The 12,325-nt window shown below is 70.1% G+C and carries 7 protein-coding genes and 1 pseudogene; 3 read left to right on the top strand and 5 right to left on the bottom strand.

Going from position 1 to position 12,325, the window contains the following annotated elements; translation table 11 throughout:
- Nucleotides 1–295: 295 nt before the first annotated feature.
- Together E6R62_RS41925 and E6R62_RS30585 are read right to left on the bottom strand one after the other, a co-directional pair.
- A pseudogene (locus tag E6R62_RS41925) lies at nt 296–430 on the bottom strand (leucine zipper domain-containing protein); the annotation flags it as partial.
- Complete coding sequence (locus E6R62_RS30585) at nt 430–975, bottom strand: YcxB family protein (protein ID WP_136216726.1); 546 nt, start codon at nt 973–975, stop codon at nt 430–432. The gene E6R62_RS30585 and the pseudogene E6R62_RS41925, both read right to left, overlap by 1 nt.
- A gap of 575 nt (nt 976–1,550) precedes the next feature.
- Between E6R62_RS30585 and E6R62_RS30580 the strand changes: the two genes are divergently transcribed.
- Entirely contained in the window at nt 1,551–2,009 is a 459-nt protein-coding gene (locus E6R62_RS30580) for a hypothetical protein (RefSeq protein ID WP_136216725.1), read from the top strand.
- Nucleotides 2,010–3,394: 1,385 nt separating this feature from the next.
- Here the strand turns inward: E6R62_RS30580 and E6R62_RS30575 are convergent.
- Entirely contained in the window at nt 3,395–4,480 is a 1,086-nt protein-coding gene (locus E6R62_RS30575) for a ComEC/Rec2 family competence protein (protein ID WP_136216724.1), read from the bottom strand.
- 832 nt (nt 4,481–5,312) lie between these two features.
- Between E6R62_RS30575 and E6R62_RS30570 the strand changes: the two genes are divergently transcribed.
- Entirely contained in the window at nt 5,313–6,314 is a 1,002-nt protein-coding gene (locus tag E6R62_RS30570; RefSeq protein WP_136216723.1) for a DUF2278 family protein, read from the top strand.
- Between the two features lie 332 nt (nt 6,315–6,646).
- Here E6R62_RS30570 and E6R62_RS30565 read toward each other — a convergent pair whose 3' ends face one another.
- Complete coding sequence (locus tag E6R62_RS30565) at nt 6,647–7,675, bottom strand: alpha/beta hydrolase family protein (RefSeq protein ID WP_136216722.1); 1,029 nt, start codon at nt 7,673–7,675, stop codon at nt 6,647–6,649.
- A 385-nt stretch (nt 7,676–8,060) separates the two neighbouring features.
- Nucleotides 8,061–11,138, bottom strand: a complete 3,078-nt coding sequence (locus E6R62_RS30560; protein ID WP_136216721.1) for a patatin-like phospholipase family protein — start codon at nt 11,136–11,138, stop codon at nt 8,061–8,063.
- 368 nt (nt 11,139–11,506) lie between these two features.
- Between E6R62_RS30560 and E6R62_RS30555 the strand changes: the two genes are divergently transcribed.
- Nucleotides 11,507–12,004 (top strand): GNAT family N-acetyltransferase, encoded by a 498-nt coding sequence (locus tag E6R62_RS30555; protein ID WP_136216720.1) that lies wholly within the window; start codon nt 11,507–11,509, stop codon nt 12,002–12,004.
- The last annotated feature ends 321 nt before the right edge of the window (nt 12,005–12,325 follow it).

Below are 12,325 nucleotides of genomic sequence, written 5' to 3'. Positions count from 1 at the left end.
GTCTGACCGGCCCGGCCGCCACGAGCCGTACCGGTGGCGGTGCGTCGGGATCAGGTGCGGTGAGCCGGTACGCGACCACCGAGGCAAGCAGTGCTGCTCGGGAGGCCGAACGAGAAGGTTCGAGTCGGGCGCTGGATCGGGGTCTCGGTCGGGGTTGGGGTCCGGCGAGGAGTAGTCCGGTCCGGATCATGACCCCCGGCGTGGAACAAGGCGGCCGCGCGGGTGCTCCGCATCCCTCGACCGGCGCAGGTTGCAGACCCGAACCCTCGATCGCGGCCATAGGGGGTGCGGCGTCCCACGTGTGGGCCGTGGCGGCCCGCCGCATCCCCACCTCGGCCGCCGCGTGGGCCACGGGACGCCCCGATACGACCCGTCTGACGAGCGACCGCCTACCGAATGGGGTCTGCCGAGTGTCAGCGACGCTCGTGATCAATACACCTGGCGGGATTGCACCCGGGAGCCCTTGGACCGGCTGACCCGAGTCTCCAGCAAGACGCCCAGCAACTCGGTCTCGCCGGGCCCGGTGAGGAGCCGCTTGGGCACGATGAGGAGGCCGGACTTCCAGCCTAGGCGGCCGGTCATGACGTAGAGCCGCTCCGTCTCGTAGCAGCGGTGAACGGCGCGCCACGGCACGCGCACGAGTTCCCTGTCTCCGCGGGAGACGACGACGCCGGTGTCGTCGACGACAGCCTGCTTCTCTCCCTCGGCCTGGTCGGCGCGGAACGCCCGGCCGATGAGCAGCCGGGGCAGCAACCAGGCGAGCACACCGTAAAGGAGAGCGAGTGTCAGCATGCCGACGTTAACCGAGCCGCCGTCGGCGGAAAGCCGTAGGCTCAAGGCCGCCGGCAGGACCGCAAGCACCCCGGTGAGCCACCGCAGACGCCTGAGCCGCCCTGTGGCCGCAAACGCCTCGTCGAATTCCTCGCGGGTCAGGCTTCCGCTGAAGGCGATGGTCGCCTGTCGTATGTCGCTCACGAGCGCGGAGCCTACAGTTCCCTGCGCGCGCCGCTCCCCTGCGGGTATTCGCCGGCTCCGGTCATCGATACATCGCCGGCGAGAATCCCGGTCAGGTAGGCTCCGGTCCTGCCCGTCAGCGGGAGGTGGACGCGGCGACCCGGCTGGTGTGTCGGTGTGAGTCGACAGGCGTCGGCCGACGGAGTTCGCCATCCGGCCACCACCGGTGGGCTGGCGTCGCGCGGGCAGCGGTCGAGAAGTGCGTGCAGTCGATCCGGACGGCACGGTCCTCGAAGACTCCGGAGTTCCACTGCTGCGAGAGCCCCGCGGTATCGGCGCCGAGGATCGGCGGCCCGGGCGCCATTGCCCGGACTGTCGTTGTAGACGGCGGTGTCGGCCAGGGCCGACGGCTACCGGCGACCTGCCCGGTGACGCGTCCGGCACCTGGAGCGCGAGCTGACACGTTGGGCCTTCCCACGCCTACGGCGCCCAGATGCCTGGGCCGCGGACCTCGCGTACGAGGGGCGCGGTGCCTCGTGCGTCACAGCTCGATCACAGACCACCCAAGGCGGTCCGCGACCGGCGAACATGGCGCGATGCGCACACCTCACGCGATTACCGCAGTCACCGCCGCCGCTCTCCTCGCACTGACCGGCTGCTCCAGTGAACCGAAGCCCAGCGACGCGAAGGCCACTCCGCCGGCCGACGCTCCGGCACCTTCTTCCTCGCCCTCGCCGCGCATCGACCCGGCCCGTGCCGACCTCGACAAGGCCGTCCGCGCGTATTCCGCGGCGTACTTCGCGCCCGACGGCAAAGCCGCCTACGCCGCCCTCTCGAAGCGCTGCCAGGACAAGGCCGGCAACGAGCAGGTGTTCACCGCTGTCATCAACAACGCGGCGAAGGCCTACGGCAAGCAGGAGATCAAGACACTCACCATCGACCAGCTCGCAGGCGACATGGCCCGCGTCTCCTACACCTACGCCGTCCCCCTGCTGAACCAGACCTCGCAGCCCTGGGCGCGCGAGTCCGGCACCTGGAAGTACGACGGCTGCTGAATCCCGCAAGGAGGTGACCGCTTCTGTGTGAGCTCTGCGAACCACCGTTCCAACAGGTGCCACCAGGACGCGCCCGCAAGCCTGAAGCGCAGGGTGCGCCGTGTGTTCAGCAGCCACTGCTTGATCTCGGGCGCCTTGTGGCTTGCGCAGGTTGTCGAGGACCAGATGGAGCTCACCGTCGGACCGGGCGCTGCGGTTCGACGGTTCCCCGTCGGCTGTCGGCCGCACACGAGCGGAGCGTCGGGCCGACAGCCCCGACGGCCGCTCCCCCGATGGGGCTCACCCGCGCGGGGGAGCGCGGTGATCCGCGGAAGGGATGTGACCGGCGGGGGGTGACGGAGAACTGGGACCGACGCACGCGGGGTGGGCGCGTACCGGAGAAATCAGCGGGTGTGGCGGTGCCGGCCGTGTCTGTGCGGTTCGCCGGTCGCCAGCAGTACGAGGGCCAGTCCGAGCGGCAGCAGGAACAGCAGTAGGAGAGTCACAGACCCGCGCCTGCCCCGTGACGGGGTCGGTGACGCGGCCTCGTCGACTCTCGCGGCGACGCGCCCCTCGACGGGTGGCGTACCTCCTACGAAGACCGCAGCCGCCGTGTTCCCGACGGGCCGGGGAGACCGCACTGCCCGGGCACACGGCGCGGTCGGCCTGTGCGCGGTGATCGCGGGCGCAGGTCGCCGGGCTCAGCCCGCTCCGCAGCGTCACCCTCCCAGACGGCGTCCGCATGCGACAAGACGGAGCGCGCGGTCGGGCAGTGCAGGTCCCGGCATGGTACGCACCGGCCATCCCCCCGGAAGCGGCTGCAAGAACCGAGGGGCGCACCGCCATGTCGCGGCCGCAGGAGCACGAAGAGCCCCGACCAGCCAGGGGGGGAGAGGCTGGCCGGGGCCGGGCCCCGACCCGGCGGGGGGGGATGCCGGGCAGGGGCGTGTGAGGGGTGCAGGCCCGGCGAGGGCGCTGCGGTTTTGCCGGGTGTGCGTTCGATGCTGCGCGAGCGCGGCAACCTGGCTCTCTCCACGCTACTCCCCCAACGGCCAGTCGCGGCGCGCCGCCGCGCCCGCATACGTGCGCGGCGGCGCGCGGGAACGTTTCGGTCTCTGCCCCTCCCCCGCCCGCTCCGCCCGCGTCGCCACGTCAGCCGGCCGTCGGTCGCCCGGGGTCAGCGTCTGCTGCGGGACGGCGCGGAGGTCGGCATGGACGACCGTCTTGTGGCGCACCCCAGCCGCTGCCAGGCATCACTGATACGCCCCCCTGTACGCCCCCCTGGCGCCCACCCACGGCGGACGTGGCCGCGATCGAGCACCGCCCGGCCCGGCGACCCGCAGGGGCTGCGTGGGCGCGGCAGCAAGGTCCAGAGGTTGGCGAGGTCCCGACATCCCGGTGGAGCATCACGCCGTCGCCGGTAGTTCGAGTACCGCACCGGTCTCCGGTTCCGCGGGGAAGCTGGCGTGATAGCCGTATCGCTCGCACAGCTCCGGATCAGCCCATCGGGCGGTGCGCTGCGTGTGGTAGTTGAACCACAGCGTCGGGCCGTCCGGTGCGGTCACTACGACGCGGGCGAGTGCCTCGTCATCGGGATGGTGGTAGGTGTCGCCGTTGGTGGACACGAGGTAGTGCCGGGCCGGGGCGGCTTCGAGCAGTGCCCGGGTCACGTTCCGCCGGCTGCCGTGGTGCGGGAGTTTGAAGGCGTCCACATCGAGGGTCGGCAGGCCGCGATGCGCGGCCACCCCTTTCAGGCCGTCCTCCAGCACGGTGCCGAAGGCGTCCGCCCCGAGCACGGCGCGGGCGCCACGGTGTTCGATCAGCAGCGCGATGCTGCTCCCGTTCGGAGCTGTCGTGTCGTCGGCGGTCTGCCGGGCGGCAACGACGGCCAGATCGCCGAGGGGCTCCAGGATGTCGGGCCTGACTTCGCTCAGCCAGCCGCGCCGGGCCTGGTCGATGGTTTCGAACCACGCGCGCTCCAGGATGGTCAGGCGTTCGTAGGTCGGTGAGAGCACGGTGATCCGCGGCCCGTCCTGGACCGGCACCTCGATGAACCCGAACTCGTCCCCGGTGTCGATGGGACCGCCGCCGAATGCCCGGTTCCACGGCAGTACGGGACCGACGGATTCCCCGAGCAGCGCCGCTACCAGGCTCTGCCCCTCGGCGACGCTGCGCTGCTCCACGCGGCCCTTCGAGGGCAGGTGCGGAGGGCCGTTGAACCAGTAGTCACCGACGTCTTCGGCGTACTCGCTCCGCAGGAACGGGAGCATGCCGCCTATGTGGTCGCTGTCGATATGGGTCACCACGGCGACATCGAGGTGCCGCTCGTCGGGTTCAAGCCGGCTCAACCTCTTTTCGAGCCGGGGCCAGGAGCCCGGAGGGCCGCCGTCGACGAGCATGCGCCAAGGCGGCCCGCTTCCCCGCGCGCACTCCACGAGCAAACAGTCGCCCATTCGCGCAGGCAGTACCTCGATGCGGATGGCTGTGTCCATGGGATCGTCTCCCTCCAGCCGGGCGCACCATCAAATCTACGCTTGTCAGGAGGGCGTCGCAGCGCTGTGACGTGGGACCTTCCGGGCCCCGAGGTCTCCCGCTCCCGAGCCGTGGCGGCCGGGCCGGGCCCCACCGCCCGCTTCCGCCGTCAGCGGCGCGTCGCGTGGCCCGGCAGAGGGTGATGCTGCGTAAGGCTTACCCAGCCTGCCCGTTCGTAGGAGTGCGGGTGCGGCGCGAGGCCGCAGTCGCATACGGAACACCGTGGTGCCGGATGACGCCGGCCCGGGTGACCCGGGATGAGCCATGGCCGGCCGGCGACGCCGACCCTCATGTGCCATCGCCGGCGGCTCACCGCCCCCTCGACGCGTGCGCCCGGACCGGCTCGCCGCCGAGATGACCTGTATCGGTGCGGCCGAGTCGCCTGGACCCAGCGCGAGATGGGCCGCAGGGCGAGGCGGGTGAACATTCGGTGATTCGGTGTCCCGCCGGGGCATGGTCGGGGGATAACGGCGATGAGGACAGGCGGTCGTCAGGACTGCCCCACGCGCGACGAGGGTGGAACATGACGGTGACCGGCACCCGGAATCCGGAGAACCCGCAACTGCCCGGTGGCCGCTTCCGGCCCGAGGATCAGGCCGTGTACACGGCAAAGCGCAAGGCTCCGACCGGCACGACAGGGCTCGCCCACTCTGTGCTCGGGACGCGGGTGGTCGGCGATCGGCCGACACCGGCTGACCCGGCCGACGTCCTCGACGGCCCGCACCCTGCCTGTTCCATCGACACGCCCACACCCCGGCCGTGCCGCTCCCACCGGAATCCAGAGGATGACCCATGCCCCTAAAGGGTTACGGTGTCCTGGCCGCCCGCGCCGTCGACCGGCGCCGGGAGGGATCCAGTGATACCCCGCACTACCAGATCCACCTCACCGACAACGCAGGCACCCACTACCGGGCCGCCGTCAACGTGGAGTCACAACAGGCGCCCTCCGAGTTGCTCTACCTGGCCGACGACGATTTCCGCCACCCTGTGACCGAGCTGCTCCCGGCGGCCGGCAGCGGATGGACGGCCCTGGCGTCACAAGCGGGCAAGGCCGCCCTGGACTTCATCCGCGGCAACCTGTTCGACCCCGCCGCGATGCGACTGATCCCGCCCGATGTCGAGGGCGCCGACAATGACCTGGCCGATCTGCTCGACCACTACGTGCAGCGTGCCATCGCCGACCCCACCGCCGCCCTCTACGTCTTCGGGCAACGGTTCGGCCCCGAGGCGAACATCGCCGACAAGGTGTTCGGCTTCCGGCCCGGCAACGGCGTACACGACATCCACATGAACCAGGGCAACAGCGGCCGCTTCCGCACCGACAACGGCGTCTGGCAGGACGGCGCCCTGTTGGTGCACCTCCCCGCCGAAAGCCGCTGGGTAGCGGTCTTCCTGGCCTTCCAGTCCCAGGCCTGGCACACCGACGACAAGACCGGCCACCCCCTCGACAGCGCACCACCCCGCTCCGGCGACCGCGACGAACCCCTGCGGATCATGGCCGCACTGGTCAACCCCTCGGGTCCCGCACCAGAAGCCGTCACCGTGCTGAACGCCTCTCCGGCACCGGTCGATCTCCGAGGATGGCAACTCACCGATCGCAACCAGCAGACCCTCCCACTCCCCGCCGGCACGCTCCAGCCCGGCACCACCCTCACCGTCCCGAGTGGCAACGGATTCCACCTCGACGACCAGGGCGGCACGATCACCCTCCTCAACCCGGACGGCATCAAGGTCCACGGCGTCGCCTACACCGCGCGACAAGCCGAGCGCGAGGGACGGACCATCACCTTCTGAACACCATCACCTTCTGGACCCCATCACCTTCTGGACCCCATCTGCGTCCGAGCCCGACAGCGCCCTCCCCGGCCGACCACAGCGACCTGATCGGCAGGCGAGGGCGGTCTTCGCACGGCCGTGCCCGACATCCCATTCGGTTCGGCTGTGCCGTCGGCGGGGGCCAAACCCCAGGCCGCCGGCGACGCCACCCCATCTGGCGCGCCTCGCCCCCCCTGCCGGCCACCGACTCCGCCGGTGCCGAGGAATGGCGTTCTCACCAGAGGTGGTGGCTTGCCAGGTCGACCATCACTGAACCCGAACGCGCCTGGACAAACCGCCTCTGTCCGGGGTCAGGAGAACTCCCGCCCCACGAAATCCAGCATCGGCTCCGCCGCGACGCTCCAGTAGGACCAGCCGTGGATGCCCGGCTGAAGGACCGCCTCGGTGTTCACTCCCCGGGCCGCGAAGGCGGTGCGCAGGTCTTCGGTTCCCGGCAGGAAGTTGGTGTCCTCGGTCCCGCAACCGAGGTACCAACGAGTGCGCCGGAGCCGCGCGGGCTCGGTTCGACCGATGACGACGGCCAGGTCGTGATCGATGAAGCGGTCCGTCAGCCGGGCGGATCCGGCCCGGTCTCTGCCGAAGGCATGGCCGAAGAAGCGGTTCCACTCCTCCATCGGCATCGCGCGGTAGCCCTCGTCCGTGAAGTGTGCCGTACTCAGCCCGGCGGCGGCGCCGAACAGGCCCTGGTAGCGCAGCGCGTACCACAGCGCGCCGTAGCCCCCTATGGAGAGCCCGGCCACGGCCCTGTTATCCGCCCGACCGCCCAGCCCGTGGGCCTGTTCGACGGTCGGGACGAACTCCTCGATGAACATGTCCTCGTAGCGCAGGGCATCGGGGCCGGACCCGGCGTCGTTGATGTAGAACGTCTCGTCCTGGCCTCCCCCGGGCTTGCCCGGGTCGCGCCGGGCATCGGGCATGACGAGGGCGCACGGCGGGATACGACCCGCCGCGACGGCCCGTTCCAGGGTCGGCACGATGCCGCCTTTGGCGACCCAGTCGGTGTGCTTACCGCTCACTCCGTGCAGCAGGAACAGGACCGGGATCCCGCCATCCTGCCCACCGCGCCGGGGCACGGAACTCACCCCGGCGGGCAGGTAGAGGCTGTACGGGACGTCCCTGCCGAGCAGCCGGCTGCGCACGGTCAGGTCGGTGCGCAGCGAGCCGGTCCCGGCGGAGGCGGAGGCCGCGGGCTGGGTGGAGGACGGCGCCGGTCCCGGCGCCCCGGGGTGATCCCGTAGCAGTATTGCCGCGGCTACGGCCGCGAGTGATCCGCCGGTCCCGGCCGTGAGCAGGGAGCGGCGCGCCGGAAATTTGACCATGGTTCCCTCACCGTCGACGCCGTATGTTCGTCCCGCCGCCCTCGGCCGGCTCCTGGCGGTCCGCACGCGGCGAAACCCACGCCCGCGCCTGGTGTGCGAGAGGCGATGCTCGTAGCCGCTCCCGGGCGAGAAAGCGGCGGGGCTTCTTCCCGCACGGGGCGGGCGTTCACTGGACGGGACACATGACACGCCCGGCACTTACATCGGGCAAGCAGCCACGCCGACCCATTCGTCGAGGTCATCACCCAGGGAGCTCCCGGCTGCGGACGTCGGCGCAACCAGGTCACCTTGTGGACGTCCGCGGAAGCGACCGCGTTGAGGACCGGCGGGCCCGCATCCTCGTACCCCTCGACCTCCGCCACTCGTCGGCCGGCTGGACAGCCGGTCAGGACGCACTGCCCCCGGCCTTGGTACCGATGTGGTGCCCGAGCTCCCGGTAGGCGTCGAACTGGGCATGGTCGAACCACTGGTCGAAGGTGGCCTGGCGGGGAAAGGCCTTCTCCCTGAGGGCGTAACTGAGCAGCTCGTACGGCATGTCGGGGGTCAGACTGGCCTTCAAGAAGATGATCGTCCCCTTGGTGTCGGCCGGTGTGCCGGGCGAGAACTCGACCGGCTCGGGATACTCGATCGTGCCGCGCACCACGCTGGTGGCGGAGAACCGGGCGTTCAGCGCGGCCATCGGTGTCTCGGGCGGGAGGGGCGGGGCGCTGCCGGGCACGAGGTCCAGCAGGTTCTGCCCCTCGTCCCTGAAGGTGATCTTCACTCCGAGGTCTTCGTAGGCGAGTGTGACCGCCTGGGCGAGGGTGGTGGCCAGCGGCGGTGTGTCCCCTGAGGAGTCGATGACGTAGATCGTCCGGCAGCGGAGCCGAAGCGTTTCCACCAGACCGAGATTGTCGAAGTGCCCGCCGTCCGTGCACAGCAACAAGGGAGTGGTATCCGAGTACCAGCCCACCAGTTCCTGGAGTTGGTACCGCAGCCGCCGTACCCGTGGCAGCCGCGGCATGATCCGGCAGGGACCGTACTTCGCCAGTTCCGCGAGGTAGAGCGGGTTGGGGATCCAGGTGCCCAGTCGCACGTTGGACAGGGCGAGCAACCGCTCCATGAACATCGTCTGAGTGCCCATCGCGGAGGCGAAGGCCGCTCCTGACACGGCGACGGCGGACTGCACGGTCAGGTCGCGTCCGATCAGCGCGGGGGCCGTGTTCTGCAGGGTGTCGGTGCGGACCCAGCCCGTGTCGGGGCCACCGCAGTAGTCGGAGGCGAAGGTGAAGGGCACGGCGGGGCGCCCGGGGGCGGTGCGGTTGCGCAGCGAGATGGCAGCCGTGGCGGCGAAGATGACCTGGGGGAACCCCTGCACCCGCTGCGCGTAGGGGTCCAGCGGGGTCGGCTCGTGGTTGTAGTCGTACGGCACGGCGCCCACCGAGCCGTCCTTCAACACCGCGCGCCGGACGGCGAAGGCACCCGCCAGGCGTTGTCGGTAGAAGGGGTGCAGGCTGAAGGTGGTCTGGTCGATCACGAACGACAGCACGATCAGGGCGATCGGGATTCCGGCCTTCCACCAGATGTCCCAACTATCGGCGTAAACGGCGGCCCAGGACATGAGGGCGAGATAGAAGAAAGCGACCAGGAGCAGCACCAGCCAACACACCAGCACCTTCACCCAGCCGGCGCCGACCTGGACCACGAGGGACGGACCGCCCTTGCCGAACAGGCCCGCCTTGTCCCCGTCCGGCTTCAGCTCCTGCACCGTCTTGTGGACGACGGTGAACCAGGTGCCCACCGCAGTCGCCGCCGCCGTGAGCGCGGCGAGCAGCGACAGCCCTCTGCCGTCGTTGTAGACCACTCCCTGCTCGTGCGCGAGCCAGGCGAAGAACCAGATCACCGCCGGGAGGACGATGGAGATGACGGCGACCGCCAAGGCCATTGCCACGATCGTGTTGACGATGGCGCGCAGCCAGGCGGGGCGGGACCGCATGTCCCGAGCCCCTACGAAGGCGGCCCCCACGGACAGCAGGCCTGCCAGGCCGAACAGGGCGAGAACGGGGTGCCAGGCGTGCGGATACAACTCGAAGGACGGCAGGAACACCTCTGTGGGCGCGGGACACTTCGAGACGTTCGGAACTTCACAAGCGGGTGACGCCTTCGCCTGCGGCATGAAGCGGTGCAGGTCGGTCAGCGGAAGGTGCGAGTAGAACACGTTCAGGAACTGTCCCGCCACGGCGAAGACCAGCGCCAACATGCCGAAGGAAACGGCCATGCCCCGCAATACCGCCCCTGCGGCGTGCATCCTCTCCTTGGGCGTGTCGGCCAGGTACTTGGCGTGGCGGCGGATGTGGTCCTCTTCCGGGCTGCCCGGCGCGAACGCGTCGGCGGGCGCCGCAAGACCCGGCCGCACCGTAGGGTTCCCGTCCGCGTCCTTGAGCCGGGCGCCGGTCAGGGCGAGCTGGAGGGCTCCGGCTGTGTACCCGCCGCCGGAGACCGACACCAGATAGTCCGCCTTGAGCAGTTGCCCGCGTAGCGCCTGTAGTGCGCCCAGGGTGATCGAGGCCGACCGGATACCGCCGCCGGAAACGCAGAAGCCGAGCTCCGCAGGCTTTCGACCTGGCGGCTGGTACGCACGCGTGCGCCAGCGGGTGACCGTGTTGTCGTCGGGGCCCTGGGCCTGGGTCTGGTGTGGTTGTGCCGGGTCGGGGGCGGTCCACTCGGGTAGGGGCTCCCAGTCGTGGGGCGCGGCGGGCGGAAGGATCACGTCGGGGTGGCTCCGTTGGCTCTCCGTCTCGTCGGCGGGCCGATTGGTGTGGGCGACGACGGGACGGGGATGGTTCTCCCCCGCGCTCGCCAGGAAGGAGGGGTCCTGCACACGACGGCAGTAGAGGGTGACGACGATCAGCGCGGCCGCTGCCACCAGAGGGATGACGAGCGCCCACTTCACTTGGGCGAAGTAGGTCGCCCACTGCAGGTTCCGCTCCAGATCACGCTCAGCGGCCGTCCGCAGGACGCCGACCCACGGCAGTACAGGACCGTCCGGGGCCGCCTTGATCCGGTCCAGGGCCTTCCAGAGGAAGATGTTCTCCACGCAGTCCGCCGCCAGCGCCACAGGGGTGACGATGAGCGCGCGCCGGGCCCACAGGCGGGTGGACTTCCGGTAGAGGAGCAGGTGCCCAAGTCCGAAGGCCCCGGCGAGGGCCGCTCCGTATCCGGGAATGAACCAGCGCCAGTCCAGCACGAGGCCGTCCTGGAAGAGCTTGGCCCCGCCCCCGTCCCTCACGATGGTGCGGGCCGTATCGGCCGTCGCCGCGAACTGCAGCAACAGTTCGCCGTCCGCCGACGGCCTGGCCCGAAACGGCGGATCCGCCCCGTACCAGAGGATCATGAAGAGACCGGCGGCAAGCCCGAACAGACACAACCCCACCGCCCAGCCCGGAACGTCTCGCAGCTTCATCGGCGTCTGAGCACTCGGCATGCAGGCAAACTAGTCACCTGAACGCGATTCGTATCGATGCGCGCCCTACACGAGGCAGCGCAGGACCCACTCAGCGCACCCGTTTGACCTCGCACCCACCGATACCGCCACGCCCTCCGCGCGGTCCTTCCCGGTGGTGGCGCGCCCGGGGGGCGCGGTCGGACGGCACCACACCTGGCCGCAGCCGTCCCGGTCTGTCTCCCCCGACTAGGACATCAAGCCCGGGCCATGGATCGGCACCCCCCGCTCCAGGGCCGTCACACTCACCCGGAACGGCTCGCGCAGCTCTCCGCCATCGGTTGCGCTGGGCATGGGCGCACGGGTAATTGTCTTGCCGCCGGTGTCCCGGGCAGGGCAGGGTATTGATCATGCTTGAACTGCGCACTTTGGATTCAGACGACTGGCCGATCTGGCGGGAGCTGCGACTTGCGGCACTGGCCGAGGCACCTTACGCGTTCGGATCGACGTTGGCAGAGTGGAAGGGAGCCGGCGATCGAGAGGAACGTTGGCGTGCTCGCCTGGAAATTCCTGGTGCGCGCGATGTCATAGCGGTCCTCGACGGTCATCCGGTCGGGATGGCCAGCGGAGTCCCGGCCGAGGAAGACTCCGGTGTCGAGCTGATCTCGATGTGGGTCAGTCCCGCGGCGCGTGGCCACGGAGTGGGAGACCTCCTGATCGGGGCGGTGGAGGCGTGGGCCGTGGAACGGCACGCCAAGGTGCTGCGTCTGTCGGTGATGCCGGACAACGACAAGGCGATCGCCCTCTACGGACGCCACGGATTCGCAGACATCGATGAGCTCGGCGATCTCCTGCCCGATGGCGTGCGCAGAGAACGGGTCATGGCGAAGACCCCGGGTACCGTCTGAACTCGTCGTTACCGGGAGCGTCGTCGCGAATGCCCCGGTGGTCAGGCTGCGGCAGCGAGGGGGCGTCCGCCGAGCGGAGGCCTTGGGTGGAGACGGGCCAGACCGTCCGTCCCCGCCCGTCCTTGCTGTGCACCGCAAGACCCGACGTGGGCCCCGGTTGCGGCACGGACGGGCGGGGACGGCCCGGACAGGTCCTAGGGCCTGTGTGATGTCGTGATCAGTTCCTGAGTTCTGTCCTCTGCGCGGGGTGGAATCCGGTAGGACTGTGGTCGTGACGCGCAGGCAACTCACCAATGCCCAGTGGAAGTTCATCGAGCCGTT

This window comes from Streptomyces sp. A1136, assembly GCF_004795055.1.
GTDB lineage: Bacteria > Actinomycetota > Actinomycetes > Streptomycetales > Streptomycetaceae > Streptomyces.
Note: the sequence above shows the minus strand (reverse complement) of the source record. Positions and strands in the feature narration are given on the sequence as shown.